At 63.4% G+C, this 18,539-nt stretch carries 16 protein-coding genes and 1 riboswitch; of the genes, 7 read left to right on the forward strand and 9 right to left on the reverse strand.

Annotation, left to right across the window (positions count from 1 at the left end; genetic code table 11):
• The 5 genes from ACXJKC_RS10500 to ACXJKC_RS10520 form a co-directional block, all read right to left on the reverse strand.
• Nucleotides 1-137, reverse strand: a 137-nt coding sequence (locus tag ACXJKC_RS10500; protein ID WP_456697053.1) for an aldehyde dehydrogenase family protein, incomplete at its 3' end; no start/stop codon positions are given.
• A gap of 49 nt (nucleotides 138-186) precedes the next feature.
• Entirely contained in the window at nucleotides 187-939 is a 753-nt protein-coding gene (locus tag ACXJKC_RS10505; protein ID WP_456696658.1) for a TIGR03943 family putative permease subunit, read from the reverse strand.
• Nucleotides 936-1,877, reverse strand: coding sequence for a permease (locus ACXJKC_RS10510; protein WP_456696659.1), 942 nt, complete (start codon nucleotides 1,875-1,877; stop codon nucleotides 936-938). Before ACXJKC_RS10510 ends, ACXJKC_RS10505 begins: the two co-directional genes overlap by 4 nt.
• A gap of 83 nt (nucleotides 1,878-1,960) precedes the next feature.
• Nucleotides 1,961-2,944, reverse strand: a complete 984-nt coding sequence (locus ACXJKC_RS10515) for a TolB family protein (RefSeq protein ID WP_456696660.1) — start codon at nucleotides 2,942-2,944, stop codon at nucleotides 1,961-1,963.
• 86 nt (nucleotides 2,945-3,030) lie between these two features.
• Entirely contained in the window at nucleotides 3,031-5,223 is a 2,193-nt protein-coding gene (locus tag ACXJKC_RS10520; protein WP_456696661.1) for an amidohydrolase family protein, read from the reverse strand.
• A gap of 416 nt (nucleotides 5,224-5,639) precedes the next feature.
• Here ACXJKC_RS10520 and ACXJKC_RS10525 point away from each other — a divergent pair, with 416 nt between their 5' ends.
• From ACXJKC_RS10525 to ACXJKC_RS10535, 3 genes are read left to right on the forward strand one after another with little or no spacing between them, the layout of a single operon-like run.
• Complete coding sequence (locus ACXJKC_RS10525; protein WP_456696662.1) at nucleotides 5,640-7,034, forward strand: flavin monoamine oxidase family protein; 1,395 nt, start codon at nucleotides 5,640-5,642, stop codon at nucleotides 7,032-7,034.
• Nucleotides 7,031-8,569, forward strand: coding sequence for an APC family permease (locus tag ACXJKC_RS10530; RefSeq protein ID WP_456696663.1), 1,539 nt, complete (start codon nucleotides 7,031-7,033; stop codon nucleotides 8,567-8,569). The genes ACXJKC_RS10525 and ACXJKC_RS10530 overlap by 4 nt, the downstream gene beginning before the upstream one ends.
• Nucleotides 8,570-8,615: 46 nt before the next feature.
• Complete coding sequence (locus ACXJKC_RS10535) at nucleotides 8,616-9,077, forward strand: Lrp/AsnC family transcriptional regulator (RefSeq protein WP_456696664.1); 462 nt, start codon at nucleotides 8,616-8,618, stop codon at nucleotides 9,075-9,077.
• A gap of 9 nt (nucleotides 9,078-9,086) precedes the next feature.
• On the opposite strand, the gene ACXJKC_RS10540 is transcribed toward ACXJKC_RS10535, so the two are convergent.
• From ACXJKC_RS10540 to ACXJKC_RS10555, 4 genes are read right to left on the reverse strand one after another with little or no spacing between them, the layout of a single operon-like run.
• Nucleotides 9,087-10,619, reverse strand: coding sequence for an AMP-binding protein (locus ACXJKC_RS10540; protein WP_456696665.1), 1,533 nt, complete (start codon nucleotides 10,617-10,619; stop codon nucleotides 9,087-9,089).
• A complete protein-coding gene (locus tag ACXJKC_RS10545) occupies nucleotides 10,616-11,461 on the reverse strand; it encodes an enoyl-CoA hydratase (protein ID WP_456696666.1) in 846 nt (281 codons plus the stop codon). The genes ACXJKC_RS10540 and ACXJKC_RS10545 overlap by 4 nt, the downstream gene beginning before the upstream one ends.
• Complete coding sequence (locus ACXJKC_RS10550) at nucleotides 11,458-13,002, reverse strand: AMP-binding protein (RefSeq protein ID WP_456696667.1); 1,545 nt, start codon at nucleotides 13,000-13,002, stop codon at nucleotides 11,458-11,460. Before ACXJKC_RS10550 ends, ACXJKC_RS10545 begins: the two co-directional genes overlap by 4 nt.
• A 12-nt stretch (nucleotides 13,003-13,014) precedes the next feature.
• Nucleotides 13,015-13,989 (reverse strand): polysaccharide deacetylase family protein, encoded by a 975-nt coding sequence (locus ACXJKC_RS10555; RefSeq protein WP_456696668.1) that lies wholly within the window; start codon nucleotides 13,987-13,989, stop codon nucleotides 13,015-13,017.
• A 128-nt stretch (nucleotides 13,990-14,117) separates the two neighbouring features.
• Between ACXJKC_RS10555 and ACXJKC_RS10560 the strand changes: the two genes are divergently transcribed.
• From ACXJKC_RS10560 to ACXJKC_RS10575, 4 genes are all read left to right on the forward strand, one after another.
• Nucleotides 14,118-15,308 carry a PucR family transcriptional regulator gene (locus tag ACXJKC_RS10560; protein ID WP_456697054.1) on the forward strand — a complete coding sequence of 397 codons (1,191 nt, stop codon included), beginning with the start codon at nucleotides 14,118-14,120 and terminating at the stop codon, nucleotides 15,306-15,308.
• A gap of 76 nt (nucleotides 15,309-15,384) precedes the next feature.
• Nucleotides 15,385-15,567: riboswitch (cobalamin riboswitch) on the forward strand.
• A gap of 56 nt (nucleotides 15,568-15,623) precedes the next feature.
• Entirely contained in the window at nucleotides 15,624-16,685 is a 1,062-nt protein-coding gene (locus ACXJKC_RS10565) for an ABC transporter substrate-binding protein (protein ID WP_456696669.1), read from the forward strand.
• Entirely contained in the window at nucleotides 16,682-17,722 is a 1,041-nt protein-coding gene (locus ACXJKC_RS10570; protein WP_456696670.1) for a FecCD family ABC transporter permease, read from the forward strand. Before ACXJKC_RS10565 ends, ACXJKC_RS10570 begins: the two co-directional genes overlap by 4 nt.
• Nucleotides 17,719-18,489: an ABC transporter ATP-binding protein gene (locus ACXJKC_RS10575; protein ID WP_456696671.1), complete on the forward strand. Its 771-nt coding sequence runs from the start codon at nucleotides 17,719-17,721 to the stop codon at nucleotides 18,487-18,489. Before ACXJKC_RS10570 ends, ACXJKC_RS10575 begins: the two co-directional genes overlap by 4 nt.
• Nucleotides 18,490-18,539: the final 50 nt, after the last annotated feature.

Raw genomic sequence — 18,539 nt, forward strand, 5'->3', positions numbered from 1 at the left:
GGCACGTCCTTCCACGCGGAGTACGCCGTCGTCGCCGACGCCAACGCCGACTCGATCTCAGCGTCAGTCGCAGTGTCGAACGACTCCAGCACCTCCCCCGTCGACGGGTCGGTCACCTGATAGCTGGGACTGCTCATGTCGTACTCCTCCTGTGCGGTTTGTGTCGTCACGTGCTGAAAGATTCGGTTAAACCTGTGGGCTTAGATACGGTTCTTTGGGCCGATCGATTTCTTCGACCTGTACCGCAGTGATCAATAGACGTCCTTGGTCGTCGACGACCAGATCTCCGTGCACGCGAACCCAGGTGTCTGCCTTGGGCACCTCCTGCACGCCGTCAATGGCGATCGCAGCGACCGTCGCGTCAACCACACAGCACCCGATGATGAACCTGACCATGGTGAATCCAGACGGTGTCGGATCGTTGACGATGCCTTCGAGCGTCACAGGCTCCGGCCCGCGCGCCCGAAGCTCAGCCATGGTCTCCGGGTCAGCCGGCGCGGAAACGATCTGTTGGAAGCTCGGTGCCTCGCCCGGTTGGAGGGGCGAACCCCTCAACGCCTCAGCCACTGCGAAGTCGCCTCGCATGCCAACTGCGTAACTGGTCAAGGCTTGCGGCGACACGATGGCGACCAGAAGCACCGGGAACAGCAGCGACACGGTGAGCACCATGTCCGACCGAACCCGCGTACCCGTCCGCTGACGTCTGTGGCGAACTACAAGGACCGCTTGTCCGACGGACAGAACGGCGAATCCAATACCCGCCGCCGGCACAAGCCATGCTGCTCGGGGGGCCAGGTAGGTCTGCCACCCGTCGGACTTATAGAGCCAACCGAATAGCAGTGCCCACGCGGTGAGCACTAACAACCGAAGACGCTCCGCATGAGCGGTGCTGCTCAATTCATGCGTGTGATCATGCAAATCGTGATCTGGGAGCGTCACAGCATGCCTCCGATAACTTCCAGCCACAAGAACACGGCGAGCGTGGTCACCGTGATCGTGGCGCACAGAACCATCGCCGCACGGCGCCCGAAGCTACCGACGTACAGGGCCACGAGTTTGACGTCCAGCATGGGACCGAATACGAGAAAGGCAAGCTGCGAAGTCGAGCTGAACTGGGTGAATGACGAGACTAAGATTGCGTCGGACTCGGAGCACAGGGCCAGCAGGAAGGCCAACAGCATCATCGCTGGAATCGCAACGATCGCGGTGCCTGCGAACCCGGTCAGGAGTGTTTGGGGTACCACCGTTTGGAGCGTCGCGACGATCAGTGCGCCGACCATCATGAAACGCATCATCGCAACGAACTCAGCCGACGCGTGGCCAGTGAACCGCTCCAGCGACGGCGCCTCGTCCTGATGTGGGCTGCTCTCCACACCAATGCGCGAGCCGAGGAAGTCACGTACGGAAGCGGTCCCGACAGTCCGAGAAACGACAGCGCCGACAATGACGGCCACTACAATGCCGATGATGATGCGCCCGCTGACCATTTCGAATTCCTTGCCCTGGCCCTTGAAGGCGAACCAGGTGGAAAAAATCACCACGGGATTGACGATCGGCGCAGCCAGCATGAAGGTGATTGCGGCCGCAGGCGCCAGCCCTTTGGACATCAGTCGACGGGCCACGGGAACCGATCCACACTCGCAAACCGGGAAGATAAGACCGCCACAACTAGCCACAGCCACCTGCGCTGCCCGCGGCGCCCGGGCAAGGCGTTCGAAGATCCTTGGAGATGCCCACACTTCTATGCCGGACGAGACAAGCGCTCCGAGGAGGACGAAGGGAGCTGCCTCCAGAAGCAATCCGACGAATACGAGCAAGAAGTTGTTGAGCCAGCCGATCTGGTTCGCGTCTGCCCATCGCATGGCTGCCAAGGCCACGACCACCAAACCAAGGAGTGCAGGTCCTCCCGGACGATGCCGACCGGGGTTGGTTCTCGTGGCGACATGGACGCCGACTTTATTCATACCGGACCGCTGGGACGCCAGGTGGGCGACGCTTCGCAGACTTCTTTCGTGGCTGTCAAAGCCTTCACCTCGCCGTCTTCGACTGAGACGATCTGGAGGTCACAGGCACGGGTGAAGACGATCTGCTGACCGTCTGCCGACCAGGACGGCTCAAGGTCGTCATACCCCCGTGTGACCTGTGTACGTCGGCCTGTCTCGACCTCTAGAACCCACAGCTCGCTCCGGGCTTTGGTCTGCCATGTGTACGCGATACGCGATCCGTCCGGGGACCAGGCGGGGTTCGCCGCGACGCCGTTGGCCACGAGCGTCCTTTGCTGACCATCTGCCGATCGAACAAGTAACTGTTGTCGACAGATTCCTTTGCCATTGCATGACCGGTCGGCACGCACGAAGGCCAGCTGCGAACCATCAGGAGACCAGGAGGGATGGTAGTCAGCCCCGGCACCCTTTTGGATCTCCTGGGGGCCCTGAAGTTCTGCGGTGATGCGTTGGATGCTGGCAGTGCTCAGAATCCCGGCGTTGCCCACCGTGGCCCGAGCAGTGGCCTGGAAATACAGATCTTTGTCGGTACGGAAGGTCGGGTGCGAGGGAACCTGGCTTCCCGATGGCATGACTGTGCCGACACCACGTTCGCGAACGACTTCCAGAACCCTTTTCTGTCCGCCAGCCACATTGGGGACGTCTGCAACGAAAGCAAGGGATCGACCATCTGCTGCCCAACGAGGAAAGGCGGAACTTCGGGACGTGACCGACGCCCGATCGTTACCTTCAGACGAAATTGAATAAAGCCGGTAGTCACCCTTGTCGTTTGCCGCGAACACGATCGGTCCGATGGTGTCAAGCTCGACCTCACTCCGAGCGGTCGCCGCTATTTGCTCGACGTCTGCGTCCGGCAACGCATCTCGAACCACAATCACCGCGGCCGGCACAACGAGCACACTCACCGTGAGCACAACGGTTCGCAATCTGGACAATGCCATGGTGTTCCTTCATGTGAAGAATGTTGTTGAATGGTGGGTGGGGTCGCTTCGCGGCGGTCCCACCCACCACTCACCTCGTGATGTGATCAGTCGAACAGCTTGTTCGACTCGTCCTGATACACAACCTGCCCGTTCACCATCGTGGCCAACGCCTTGGTCTCGGATATCTTCGACGGATGGATCTTGTAGAGATCCCGGTCGATAACCACCAAGTCAGCCAGTTTTCCAGGGGTCAGGGATCCGGTGCGATCGTCGATCGCCAACTGACGCGAGACACCGATCGTGGAAGCCTTCAGGGCCTCAGTCAGGGAGATGCGGTGCTGCGGTCCAAGGATCCCACTGTGGATCCCCTTCTTGGCGTTCTTCTCCCCTTCCCGAGTGACGGCGTTCTCGATCCAGAGCCACGGCACCAGATCAGTGACCGGCCAGTCCGATCCGGCTGCGATATCGGCACCACCGTTGACAAGGCCGCGCGTGGGGTACATTCCGTCGACGACAGATTTCGCGTGATAGCCCTCCGCTCCTTCGACAGTCCAGCCGTCGCGCTGCGCCCATTGCAGGGACATGCTCGCAATGACGCCCAACTCGCCGAGGCGCGGCACGTCATCTGCATTCATGAACTGCAGGTGGGTGATTGCGTGACGACGATCCCAATCGGGGTTCGAGACGAGGTTCGACTCGAAGTTGTCGAGCGCAACCCGGACGGCACGGTCGCCGATGGCGTGGACATGGATATTCCACTTGTTCTCGTCGAGCTTCTTGAAGCCCAGCTTGGAATCGTCGCAGGACGGCTCCTCACCACGCTTGTCACCGGCGATCCAGCGAGGATTTTGAGCTGTTCCCACGTTCACCCGGTACGGACGCTCCATCGCGGCGGTCTGGCCTGGGTACTCTGCCACGCCGTCACAGAACACCTTCACCGTGTTCAGAAGCATCTCGCCGGGGCTCGAGGGGTCGGTGTGCTTGGTTCCGTACGTCGCCCTCATACCCTCAAGCGTGTCGACGAAACCGTCGACGGTCCCCTCGCTCGCATTGCGAATGATTCGTCCACTGATCGCCTGACTGTAGTGGACCGTCATCTTTCCGTCGTCCACCAACCGCTTCGCCACGGCAAGGTCAGCCTCCGTGCCACTGGCTCGCATCATCTGTGTGATGCCCAGGCTGTTAGCGAACTTGATGTTCTCATGACGGTTGTTGTACGCCGCGTCAGCAACCGGTGGCAGCGGGTCACCAAAACCACTGGCAGGCGAAAAGTCGGCGAACTGGCCGTCTGGTTCGCCATCGCTGATCCCGATGTAACCGCCGGTGCCGGGATCTGTGTCGGCTGTGATGCCCGCGAACTCAATAGCAGCGCTGTTGGTGGAGTACTTGTGTCCGTCCATGTTCCGGACCACGATCGGGCGAGTTGTCCCGGTTCCGAAGGCATCCTCAGCGGCGGTCTTGCTCAGACGATCGAGCTCGGCGCGCCCCAGAGTTGTTCCTACCGGCAGCATCGCCTCGCCCATGAAGTACGAGACGGTCAGCACCGTGTCGCTGTCGAGGTAAGGAGATTCATCGGCCCGCTGCAGGCAGGCCTTGATCTTGCCCAGGACATCGTCGAGCGTTCCACCTTCGTAGTTCAGGTGGCACTGTGTATGGCCGACACCGTGGAAGTGACCGTCTCCGATGCCCGGCAGCACCATCTTGCCAGCCAACTGGACGACTTCAGTTCCCGAATCAATGTACCGCTTTGCCTGCGCATTGTTGCCGACATAGGCGATTTTGCCGTCTCTCACCGCGATGGCTTGGGCAAACTTTGCGTCGTCGCCCTTGGTGCGGTCGCTGGCAAACTGCACGATTCGTCCGCCGAGCATGACCTTGTCGGCCGCCGGCTTCAGTGCTGGCTGAGGACGAGGGATCAGGCGCTGAGAAACGCTCACGGTCCGCTTCTTGGCTCGCGCGCTGAACACCAGCGTTCGGGGCTCGTCGATTGAGCTGGCCACCTTCGTCTTGAAGGTCACGGTTCGGCTGGCCCGTGGCTTGAGAGATGACAGCTTCACCGAAGTGCGGGTGGCCCTGACCCCGCTGGGCACCTTCAGCGATACCCGCACATTCTTCAGCCGCTTTGAGGTGGAGTTGCGAATCCGAACCCGCGACGACACCCATTGCTCGACGTCGACGGTGCGGGATGCGCCCTCAAGACGCTTGATCGAGACAGGCACCTTGCTCCTAGCGGCCGAAGCACTGCTCGACACCGCATTTGGTAGGAGCGCAGCACCGATGACGAAGGCGCCCACCATCGCCACGGTCCTGGTACGCCGGGAGCGTCTACGGCCCCCCACTTGCTGTCGTGAATTCATATCGCCTCTCTCGTCCTCTGTTCGGCAAGCCCAACGGAGGGCCCCACGCCGGAGACTATTCACAGACACGACCTACGTCAATCGAATATCGTAGACAAACTGAGTCTTTTCAACGATATACCTACCTCAAAGATGTATTTTGCATCGAAAATCGTCGCGACGTCACGAATGAACTCTCCGGGCACCATCTCCCCACCCAGTGCTCAGCCTCCATGCGAATCTCGTTGTTCTTACCTCCTAAAACAACGAGATTCGTTGCCTTATTCACATTTTGCATCGAATTCGTGATAGAAACTCTTTGGCCCGGTCTCAACTGTGACCTGGCCTACATGAATTCGGTGAAGTGAGGAGTCCACATGTTGAAGGCGACCGGAGATCGCATCTCTCTCGACGCTGACGTCGTCGTGATTGGTGCCGGGGTGACCGGATTGGCGGCGGCCACCCAACTAAAAGAACGCGGCCTCTCCGTCGTCGTCCTTGAGGCCCGCGGTCGCGTAGGAGGCCGCTTGTGGACCGAAGAGATCCAAGGCGCTCTTCTAGAGATCGGCGGCCAGTGGATTTCGCCCGACCAAACCGAGCTTCTCAAGACGATCGACGAACTCGATCTCGAGATGTATTCGCGGTATCGCGAGGGCGCCAATGTCTATGTTGACGCAACTGGAATACGGACTTTGTTCACAGGAGACAGGCTTCCTCTAGAACCCGCGTCCGCGAGCGAAGTCGACCGGTTGGTTGACCTCCTAGATCTGTTGGCACAACAGCACGACCTGAATTCCCCGTGGACCCACCCGTTGGCGTCCGAACTGGACACGATCTCCTGGCAAGTCTGGCTCGAGCGCCAGACCGAGGACGTCAGTGCGCGCGACATCATCGCCATGTTCGTCGGTGCGGCCATGCTCACCAAACCGAACCACACGTTTTCGGCCCTCGAAGCGGTCCACATGGCCGCCAGCGCCGGATCGTTCTCGCATCTCGTGGATGCCGACTTCATCTTGGACCGTCGTGTCATCGGCGGTCTGCAGAGCGTGCCGACTCTCTTGGCCGAGCGACTGGGCCAGTGCATCCACCTCGATCAACCCGTCCGCGAGCTCCGCCGAACAGCGGACACAGTGGTCGCGGTGACGCCAGACCTCGAAGTGACAGCACGTCGGGCGCTCGTGGCGGTTCCGCCCAATCTCTACCACGTCATCAACCATCAGCCTGCGCTCCCGCAGCTGAAACAACAGCTTCACCAGCAGATGCCCCTGGGCTTGGTCATCAAGGTGCATGCGGTATACGACCGACCTTTCTGGCGAGACAGTGGGCTGTCTGGCACAGCGTTCAGTCCCTATCAGCTTGTTCATGAGAGCTACGACAACACCAACCACAACGATTCGCGCGGTACTCTCGTCGGCTTCATCTCCGATGTCCGTGCCGACGAGCTACTGCGCCTGGACCCAAATGAACGCCGCAAGCTCATCCTCGCATCCCTCGTTGCGTACTACGGCCCCCAAGCAGCTGATCCTGTCGTCTACTACGAGAGCGACTGGGCGGCAGAGGAATGGACTCGCGGAGCGTTCGCCGCAAGCTACTCGACGGGTGGAAGAACTCGCTACCAAGGACTGCAGAACAAGCCGGACGGGCCTGTCTATTGGGCCAGCTCCGATCTTGCAGGCGAGGGATTTCAGCACGTCGATGGTGCTCTTCGTATTGGTCGAGACACGGCAGTCGAGATCGCTCGATCGCTGACACACGCTGGAGGAGTGAGATGAGTACTGACCTGTCGACTGCGGAAGTATCAAGGAAAGGGCTCGCCCGAGGTGCCGTGGGAATTGTCGGCGCCGTGGCCATCGGGGTGTCATGTATAGCCCCCGCATACACGCTCACCGGGACACTGGGTCCTACCGTCGATGCCGTGGGAAAGCACCTTCCTGCCATCTTCATAGTGGGGTTCATCCCCATGCTCCTAGTTGCCCTCGGCTACCGCGAACTCAACACACGAATGCAAGACAGTGGAACGTCATTTACCTGGGTCACTAGGGCGTTCGGCCCCTGGGTGGGATGGCTCGCTGGATGGGGGCTCATTGCAGCGACTGTGCTCGTCCTGTCCAACCTCGCAGGTATCGCTGTCGACTTCTTCTACCTGGCTCTGAGTCAGATCTTCAGCTCCTCCCAGGTAGCGGACCTGACCCGGAACCCCATCATCAACGTCATCACGTGCTTGGTCTTCATCGCGGGTGCGACGTTCATCGCTTACCGCGACATGACGACTACGCAGCGCTTTCAGTACGTGCTCGTGGCATTCCAGATCGTCGTGCTGGTCCTGTTCGCCGCGGTGGCGATCGTACTTGTTGCCCAAGGCGATGGATTCGGAACCAACCCTGTCACCTGGGACTCATTCAACCCATTCAGCATCTCGTCCTTCTCGGCGCTCGCGGCCGGCCTGTCCCTTTCGATCTTCATCTTCTGGGGCTGGGATGTGACCCTGACGATGTCCGAAGAGATGGGCGGATCCAGTCGGGCTGCAGGAAACGCTGCGACGATCACCATCGCTGTGATTATGGGTATCTACATGCTGCTGGCAGTTTCGTTGATGGCGTTCGCCGGCATCGGCGATGAGGGAGCCGGGCTCGGAAACCCCGACATTCAGGAGAACGCATTCTTTGCACTGGCCGGCCCTGTGCTTGGATCGTTCGCGATCCTCGTCTCGCTGGCAGTTCTGGCTTCATCTGCCGCATCTCTGCAGTCGACCTTCGTCTCACCGGCAAGAACGATGCTGGCCATGGGTCACTACGGAGCATTGCCCCAGAAGTTTGCCCGAATCCATCCTCGGTTCAAGACTCCCAGCTATTCAACGTTGGTGTCGGCAGTGGTGACGGGCGCCTTCTATGCAGTGATGCGATTGCTCTCCGAGGACGTGTTGTGGGACACCATCACGGCCATCGGCATGCTGATCTGCTTCTACTACGGGCTTACTGCCTTGGCCTGCGTCTGGTACTTCCGAAATGAATGGTTCGACGACGTCCGCAGCTTCTGCCTTAAGTTTCTTGCGCCCCTGTTGGGCGGGCTGGTCCTATCCGTGCTTTTCTTCGTCACGCTCATCGACAGCGCAGATCCAGAATACGGAAGTGGTTCCCACGTCGCCGGTGTCGGACTGGTCTTCCTCCTCGGAGTAGTGGTGCTAGGGCTCGGTGTCGTCATCATGCTGGCCCAAGCGCGACAGCGACCCGAGTTCTTCCGCGGAGTAATCATCCGTCGCGGCGTCGCCGGGGACGCTGACGAGAAGACAGTTTCACTCGACGGATGAACAGGGGTGCGGCCCGGGTGCTACCTCTACACTGGTAGGTGGGCTGATGGCTTCCCAAAAGCACCAACTCGATGCGCAGTCCAAGAGGATCATCGAACTTCTGCAAGCGGATGGACGGCGATCATTTACCGACATCGGCCGTCTCATCGGCCTCAGTGAAGCCGCAGTGCGTCAGAGGTATCAGCGAATGACAGAGGCGGGCCTTCTCGAGATCACTGCTGTGACCGACCCGATGCAACTAGGGTTCAATCGGCAAGCCATGATCGGGATCAACGTCTCCGGCGACATTGACGCCATCGCTGACCAGATTGCCGCCCTCGAAGCGGTCGACTACCTACTGATCACGGCTGGAAGCTTCGATCTTCTCGCCGAAGTGATCTGTGAGGACGACTCCAGTCTGATCGATCTGATCAACACGCAAATCCGATCGATTGACGGTGTGCAGACAACGCAAACTTTCATGTATCTCCGCTTGGTCAAGCAGTTCTACCAGTGGGGCACTCGCTGACGCAGCGACTCATCGCTCGCGCAGCAGGTATCGCTGGACCTTGCCGCTCGGGGTCCGCGGGAGTTGCTGGACGAACTCGACGCGTCGCGGATAGGCGTGCCGGGAGTACGACGTACGCACGTGGTCCTGCAGTTCGCGCTTCAGCTCGGCACTCGCCACCACCTCCTTGCTGAGGACGACGAACGCCACGACGATCTCACCGCGGACGCCGTCGGGGTCCGGCTGGCCGACTACGGCAACGTCGGCTACCTGCGGATGGGCCGACAAGGCGTTCTCGATCTCGAACGGTCCGATCCGGTAGCCGGCAGCGAGGATGACGTCATCGTCACGCGACTCGAAGTAGACGAAGCCGTCAGGGTCCGATCTTCCGGTGTCGCCGGTGAGATACCAGCGTTCGTCAGAGGTGAATCGCTGCGCGGTCAGCTCCGGCTCGTCGACATAGCCCGTGAACCACATCAGAGGGCTCGCCGTCGTGTCGACCGCGATCTGGCCGTCCAGCACGTCAACGCTGAATCCCGGCAGCGGCAGTCCCATCGACCCTGCGCGGGGCGGCCGTTCGAGGTCCGGGTGGGCCGAGTTCGCCACGATCATCCCGACTTCGGTCTGACCGTAGTGATCGAGCACCTCGACGCCCATCTGGTCCCGGGCCCACGCGAACACGTCCGCAGGTAGTGGTTCACCGGCTGAGCAGGCTCGACGCAGACGCACGCCAGAGACGTCGGCGGAGGCACGCAGTGCCCGGTAGACCGTCGGCGCAGCGGCGAAGTTGGTGACTCCCAGCGTCTTCAGAACCTCCGCCGTCGCGTCGGGAGTGAACGGAGCTTCCATCAGCACGTTGGTCACACCGGCGGCGAGCGGTCCGAGCACTCCGCAGTAGAGCCCGTACGCCCAGCCGGGATCGGCCATGTTCCACAGCAGATCGTCCTCGCGCACGTCCATCCCGTGGATGAGATAGGAGTGGAATGAGGCCAACGCCCGGACGGGAACGACGACGGCCTTGGGATTGCCGGTCGTGCCGCTCGTGAACAGCTGCACGAGGGCGCCATCGCCACCCACGGCGACCGCGTCGTCAATTCCGGGGCTACGCGAGATCTCTTCATCCAGGTCGCGGATGTCAAGGACTTCCAGGCCCTCGATGCCGTCGAGCTTCGAACGCTGATCTGCCTCGGTCACGGCAACGCGCGCCGCGGAGCCGGCGACACGTGTGGCCACTGCCCCGTGGGAGAAAGCCGTGAACAGGGGCACATGCACTGCGCCGAGGCGCCAGATCGCCACGAGAGTCACGATGAGCTCGGCCGACTTGTGCATCATCACCGGGACCCGATCCCCGCGCTGGACGCCTCGGTCACAGAGCACAGCAGCCATGCGGCGCGAACGGAGTCCAAGCTCCCCGAAGGTGAGATCGCGGATCTCCCCGTCGAGTCCGATGATCCGAAACGCCACGCGCTCGGCCGGATGCCGGTCGCACAGCAGGTGAGCCGCGCTGACGTCGGACGTGTCGTACTCCGATCTGAGCGCGGCCACGGTGGAATTGACGGTCATGAGTCACGCCCTCGTCGGGCAAGTTCTCGGATCACGTCGACTCCGTCGGGGTTGATGATGTCGCCGTGCTGAGCCAGGTTGTTGGCGTGACCCAGCATGTGCTGGGCGAAGGCGGCATCCATGGCCGCGCTGTAGCCCTGGATGTCGAGGGCGGCGTTGACGCTGGCCTTCGCGAGCCGCAGTCCGTAGGCAGGCATGGCGGCGATGCGCGTGGCCAGGTCGACGGTGAACTCCGCGAGATCACTGTCGGCGACCACGTGATTGACCATTCCGAGAGCCAGCGCCTCATGTGCCGTCAGGGGCGCTCCGGTGAAGAGCATCTCTTTCGCCTTTCGGGCGCCGAGCTCCCACACGTGGGAGAAGTACTCCGCTCCGTTGAGTCCGAAGGCGACGACGGGGTCGGCGAACGTTGCCGTATCGCTCGCGACGATCAGGTCCATCGGCCACAGGAGCATGAGCCCTCCGGCAATGCTCCGGCCGTGAGCCTGCCCGATCGTCGGTTTGGGCAGGTCCCGCCACCGGCGGCACAACCCCAGGTACGCCTCGCATTCGAACGCGTGCCGACCTTCGGCCCCCGGCGCACCGAGTCCGGCCCCGAACGTCGCCACCGGATCGCCGGGAATCGTCGACTCGCGTTCGCTGACGTCGTGGCCCGACGAGAAGTCCGGTCCTTCTCCCGCCAGGATGATGACGCGGACCTCGTCGTCCTGGGCGGCGACCGTGAAGGCCGCGTCCAAGTCGTAGAGCATCTGCGGATTCTGCGCGTTACGGCGTTCCGGACGGTCGAGTATCAACCGAGCCACCCCTACCGCAGGCGTGTCCCTCCGGACCAGTGAACTCATATCGCCTTCCCGGAGGTCATCGCAGACACATCTCGCCAATAGGGCTCACGCAGGCGTCGTTTGAACAGCTTGCCGGTGTCCTCGCGCGGCAGGGAGTCGACCACCACGACTTCTCGCGGCACCTTGTATCGCGCCAATCGTGACGCGACGTGGGCTCGAACCATGTCGGCATCCAGCTCGGCACCCGAGACGGGCTCGACGTAGGCGGCGACGACCTCGCCCAGATCGGTGTCCGGGATCCCGAACACCGCGACGTCCGCGACACCGTCGAGCTCGAGGAGGCAGCCCTCGATCTCGGCTGGATAGATATTGACTCCGCCGGAGACCACCATGTCGTTGAGCCGGTCGCTCAGATACAGATAGCCGTCCTTGACGTGACCGATGTCGCCGAGCGTCAGGTACCCGTCGCGTTCCATCGCACGTCGCTTGGCCTCGTCCCCGATATAGGTGAAGTCGGGCCACCCGCTGAAGCATCGGCCGTAGATCTGTCCGTCGGTTCCGTCGGGAACCTCATTGCCCTCGTCGTCGAGGATGCGGATGTCCGCGTCCATGATCGGCCTGCCGACAGTTCCAGGGCGCGCGAGCGCTTCCGAGGAGTCGCACGCCGTGAACGCGCCGATCTCCGCTCCGCCGTAGTACTCGTAGACAATCGGCCCGAACCATTCGATGATCGCTGCCTTGACGTGCGGGGGGCAGGGTGCGGCAGCATGCACGATGGCTTCCAGCGACGACACGTCGTAGGCCTCACGGATTGCCGGCGGCAGCTGCAGCAGTCGGTTGAACATCGTCGGCACCATCTGGATGCTCTCCACCCGGTGTTGCTCGATGACGCGGAGCAGTTCCTCGGCGTCGAACCTGGCCAACAGGTGGACGTTCATGCCCATCGCGAGAGCGAACGTGGCGTGCACGTTCGGGGCCGAATGGTAGAGCGGCGCAGGCACGACGGTGGTCCCGCCCGGTTTGAGATGCCACAGCTGCGCGATCGTGGAGACGACCGTGGCCCGGTCCTCCTCCTTGATCGGATTCCGCAGGACGCCCTTCGCCCGACCCGTCGTCCCCGACGTGTAGATCACGCTCATCGGAGCAGCCTCGGCCGGTCGCGACCACGGTTCGGGCGAGGTGCTCCACTCTTCGAGCAGCGGCAGCGCCCCGGTCACCGCAATGGCAGGGAGACCGTAGGCCTCGCTGACTTCAGGAGGTACCGTCGCCTCGACGATCACCACGCCTGCCCGGGCCCGTTCTTGCACGGCGGGAATGAGATCCGTGTGCACGATCGCCACCTTGGCGCCGCTGTCAGCCAGCGCGTGCTCCAGGTCGTCGCCCGTCCAGTGCCAGTTGATCGGGACGGCAGCCGCGCCGAGGAGCGCAGCCGCGAGCGTCGCCTCGAGGAAGGCGACCTCATTGCGCATGACGATCGCGATCCGGTCACCGGGGCCGACACCGGCGTCGTGCAATGCCGTGGCCAGCCGAGCGGCGCGTTCCTGAGCCACTTGGACGGCGCGTTCGGATCCGCCGCAGGTGATACGGGCAGGAGTGGTCATCTTCTTCTCCGCTCAGTGGAAATCGGTCGGCACGGGCTCGAACGGGATACGCCTGGCCCATTCGGCCGTGGCCCCTCCCAGCACCTCGTTCCAGCTCTGGCCATCGAGCTTGGCGACTTCCTCGAGATCGGCGAGGATCGCCGGCGGCACGTCATCGACCTCGACGCCGGCGAATTCGGCCCACTTCTGCGAGGAATTACGGAACTGACGCGTCGTCAGGGGCGAGCCGATGACGTTCGCGGGATCGCGCATCGCCTCCTCCGACGTGATGAACTGGACGCCGAGGCGTGCCAGCTCCGCCAGGATGCGATCGAGGGTCACACCCGCCACCGTCGTGCCGTGGACGAGGAGGATGTGGGCCGGGGATCGTCCGAGCGCACTGGCGGCCGCAGCTGCCTGCTTACGACTCTGGTCGATCGCGGTACGCACCAGCGTTTCCTCGATCCACTTCTGCGCGTCGGTGTCACCGAGTGCCAGCGCCCGCTGGTAGGCGATTGCGAACTGGGCGTCGTAGAACCACAGCGTGACCGGTGACGACAGGAAACCGGTGCTCGTGAGGTGAGTCTGAACCTGTCGGGTCTTCTCGAGGGTGTCCCCCTCCATCGCAAAGGCGTACCGGAAGTAGCGCGTCGGCGCCTGGTCCAACCAGGGGCCGAGGATCTTCTCGCTCTTGTCGACGTCACTCAGGTAGGTGTCGACGTCGAGCCAGTTGAGGCTGATGTGCTGATGCGTGTGGTTGCCCACGTGGTGACCAGCTGCGCACCAGTCGTCGAGGATGCTCAGGACGCTGGGGTCATCGTCGGTCGGTGCCGTGCTGTTGAAGGCGTACACCTCGGGAACGCTGTGGTTGGCGAACGCCTCGATCATCTGGCGGGAGACAGACGTCGGCCCGTGGCCTTCGGGAAACGGGATGCCTGTCCACTGGAACTGGTCATCGATGGTGACGGCGACGCGCAATCCGTTCAGAGGGTCAGCTGCTTCGGTCACGATGGACTCCTTATGTCGGGGATATTCCATCCTGTGTCCGGCCCTATGCAGGTGACGATGTCTTCGCGTGACACCCTTGTATGTCGTGTGACGACAGTCACAGCCGGCGTGGCTACTATGTCGGGGTGATGGCGAGCAAACCGCAACTGAGGCCTCCGCCCTTCGTCGTGTGGCTTGACCACGTCGGTGCCGAAGGCTTCGCTCGACTGGCTGACGAGCTCTGGGCCGAGGTTCCGGCGCTGCACACCAGTCCGCCGGGAACCCGGGACGCACTGCGCTCCTCGGTGGTCTCACATCTGCCGCATCTCCGGGCATGGTTCTTCGCCGAGGGCGGCAAGTCCTCCCTCCCGAGCGCTGCTCGAGAGTTCGTCGAGCTCATGGCGGCGGCCGACGCACCGCTGTCGGGAATACTGCGGTCCTACGAGGTGGGTCACGCCAGGATCTGGAACGGCTACACCCGCTTCCTTCGCGAATCGTCGCTGCCTCACGAGCGTCGAGCCGAAGCGCTGGAGGTCGGGTCCATCCGCATGTTCGAGTACATGCAGGCCATGACGAGCGAGACCGTCGTCATCTTCAATCACGTGCGCATGTCCATGATGCAAGAACATGAGTCGCGCCGTGGTGAGATCGTCAAGGGAGCTCTGGCAGGCACGGTCGGTGCAGCGGACCTTCATGACCTTCTCGGCTACAGCGCCGGCGAAACCCACATCGGCTATGTGGCGTGGTCAACCGCCGAGGGCATCGCCGGGCAAGTGGGCGAGTCCGTGCGGCGGCGTATTGCCGGTCTTGCTCGCCAACACCTCGCGGTGCCGGCCGGGGTGTCGAGCGTGCACGGATGGTTCACACCCATTTCGGCGTCGTCGTACGACCGGCTGCGCGAAATCGAGCTTCCACCCGGCGTCGGCGTGGCCTTCGGCGCTGCCCGCGCCGGGATTGACGGCTTTCGACACACCCACGACGAAGCGCTGTTGACCGCGCGAATGCCCGTTTCGCCGGGCCGCGTCGCGTGTTTCCCAGATGCGGCAGTCGAGATTCTGGCTTCCCAACGTGATGATCTGGCTCGCCGGTTCGTGGAGGATCAACTCGGCCCGTTGCTGCAGCACGAGGGCCGCGACAGGCTTCTGGTGACGATGCGACACTTCCTGAACACCTCGGGGAGCCCTTCACGATGTGGGCGGAGGCTGGGAGTGCATGCGAACACCGTGACCCAGCGCATCCGACGCATCGAAGGAATTCTGGGGCATCCGATCGACCCCGAGAATCTCTCACTGCGTGTTGCCCTCGCGGTACAACCGCTCCTGTCGAACGAGACCGTCTGACTCGACGACGCCACGTCCTGCAGTTCGCTCCAGGCATGGTCAGGAGAACCCCGAGACCGGGCGAGTCGAGCCCTTGCTAGGCTGCCAGCGAACCAGTCGTACCCATTCGTTTGGGTCAGGGAATCCGGTGTGACTCCGGAGCTGACGCGCAGCGGTGAGGGGGACGGAGGTGGCATCGCCACTGGATCGCAAGATCTGGGAAGGCGCCACCATCCGGTCGAACCCGAGTCCGAAGACCTGCTGGTTTGCGGTCGACTCATGTCGGCCGGATCATTCGTCAGGCTCCGCGCAAGAGCCTCAGATCACAGGAATCACGTGTCTTTTCCTTCCTTCACGCGCTCTGCCGCCTGGGCGCTCTGCGCCGGGCTTGCCGCCTCCGTCCTCACCGCCTGCGGAACCAGTGAGTCATCCGACCGCGACGCCTCGACCCCGGGAGCGGGCGAAGGCAGCACGACCTACCCGCTCACGCTCAAGGACAACTGCGGCACCGACGTGACCATCGAGGCGGCACCGCAGCGTGCCGTCTCGGTCAACCAGGGATCGACCGAGATCCTGCTCTCTCTCGGCCTGGGCGACCGCATGGTCGGCACCTCGACCTGGACCGACGAGATCCGCCCCAACCTGGCAAAGGCCAATGCCACGGTTCCCCGCCTCGGTGACAATGCCGTCTCCTACGAGAGAGTGCTGCAGGAGGAGCCCGACATCGTGACGGCGTCATTCGGCGGCTCCCTCAACGACGAGGACCCTGACCGGCGTGCGCAGTACGCCAAGCTGGGCGTGCCCACGTACGTCGCCCCGTCGCACTGCGACGGTCGCACCGACGAGAGCGGCGATGGACCCCGCGAACACCCGCTCGAGATGGACGTCATCTACCAGGAGATCACCGACCTCGCCCAGATCTTCGACGTCTCGTCCCGCGGCGAGAAGCTGATCGCCGAGCTCAAGTCCCGCATGGCCAAGGCCACCGAGAACGCCCCGAAGAGCGACGTGTCCATCGCGTACTGGTTCGCCAACACCGAGCTGCCTTACATGGCCGGAGCCAACGGCTCGCCCGGCGTCATGTCGCGCACCGTCGGCGTCGAGAACGTCTTCGACGACACGGTCACCGAGTGGCCCCAGGTCAGCTGGGAGAGCGTCCTCGACCGAGACCCCACCGTCATCGTGCTCGGCGACCTGCGCCGCAAGTCCCAGACCGGTGACAAGCTGGAGGACAAGATCAAGTTCCTCGAGTCCAACCCGGTCACCAAGCGCCTGACGGCAGTGCGCAACAAGCGCTACGTCATCATGAACGGCGCTGACATGAACCCCTCGATCCGCACGGTCGACGGCACCGAGAAGCTCTCCAAGGCGCTGGCCGAGCTCGGGCTCACGCGTTGAACCAGGCCGATCCGACGCTCGCGGTCCGGGGTGCCCGCGGGGCGTTCTGGGCGGTGGGCCTCACGGCGCTGGCGCTGTCGATCGCCGTGGCGATCACGATCGGCCCGGCCGATCTCTCAGTCGGCGAGGTGTTTGCCGTGGTCGGCCAGCACCTCGGATGGGGTGACGCAGGCGTGTCACGCATCCGCGACGGCATCGTCTGGGAGCTGCGCCTGCCGCGCACGCTCCTGGCGGCCGTGTGCGGCGCCGGTCTGGCGATCTGCGGCGCGATCATGCAGTCACTACTGCGCAATCCGCTCGCCGACCCGTTCGTGCTCGGCATCTCCTCGGGCGCCTCGACCGGGGCCGTGCTTGTCGTGATCCTCGGCGTCGGCGGCGGAATCATCACCCTGTCGACCGGGGCATTCCTCGGCGCGGCCGTGGCATTCTCGATGGTCCTGCTGCTTGCCGCCGGTGCCGGCGGCACGCCCGATCGTGTCGTCCTCGCCGGCGTCGCTGCGACCCAGTTGTTCTCTGCGCTCACCTCCTTCATCGTCACCTCGTCCGCCGACGCCGAGCAGACCCGCGGCGTGCTGTTCTGGCTGCTCGGCTCCCTCAGCGGCGCGGGTTGGACCGACGTCGTCACGTGCGGGACTGTGTGCCTCGTCGGCCTGGTCATCTGCATCGCGTTGGCCCCTGCACTCGATGCCTTCGCCTTCGGCGAGGACGCCGCCGCATCACTCGGGATCTCGGTCCGCTGGGTACGGATTGTGCTTCTCGTAGTCACCGCGCTGATCACTGCGACGCTCGTGAGCGCGGCCGGAGCGATCGGGTTCGTCGGCCTCGTCCTACCCCACGCGGCTCGCGCTGTCGTCGGCCCCGGACACCGGCTGCTGCTGCCGGCCACGGCCCTGATCGGAGCCATCTTCTTGGTCTGGGTCGACACCGTCGCCCGCACGGTCTTCAGCCCACAGGAACTCCCCGTCGGGGTCGTGACGGCCCTGGTCGGTGTGCCGGCCTTCGCCGTGATCCTCTACCGACGCAAGAGGCCCGTATGAGTCTCGCGACCCGCAACGTCTCGTGGAGTGTCGGTGGACGCCACGTCGTCGACGACGTCACGTTCGATGTCACCCCGGGCTCGACGCTCGGACTGCTCGGTCCCAACGGATCGGGCAAGTCGTCGCTGCTGCGGCTGCTGGCCGGGGTCAGGAGGCCCGCCAGCGGTCAGGTACTGCTCGACGACACCGACCTGCACGCGCTGCGTCGTCGCGACATCGCCCGCCGCATCGCGGTGGTGGAGCAGCACGCGCAGACCGAGCTCGACCTCACAGTGTCCGACGTCGTGAAGCTCGGGCGCATCCCCCACCGCTCCACGTGGTCGCCAGAAGGCGCTGCCGACCGGGCCGCCGTTGCCGAGGCGCTCGAACGAGTCGAGCTCACCGCGCTGGCCGATCGTTCGTGGCACACCCTGTCCGGGGGCGAGCGGCAACGCGCCCACATCGCCCGGGCGCTCGCCCAGGAACCCCAGGAGCTGTTGCTCGACGAGCCGACCAACCATCTCGACGTGCACCACCAGCTCGACCTACTCGGCCTGGTGCGTCGTCTGCCCGTCACGTCGATCATCGCCCTGCACGACCTCAACCTCGCCGCGATGTTCTGCGATCAGCTCGTCGTCCTGTCCGATGGCGCCGTCTTCGCGACCGGAACCCCGGCCGAGGTGCTCACCCCTGAGCTCATCGCCGAGGTCTACCGCGTGCGCGCCGTCGTAACGGCAGATGGGCCCGGTCACGTGCCTGCCGTGCGGTTCGAGCCCGGTCTGCCGTGAGGTCTGCCTGCGACGATTGACAACGCTTCTTCTATAACTGAAGATATCTT

It is taken from the genome of Aeromicrobium sp. P5_D10, assembly GCF_054049535.1.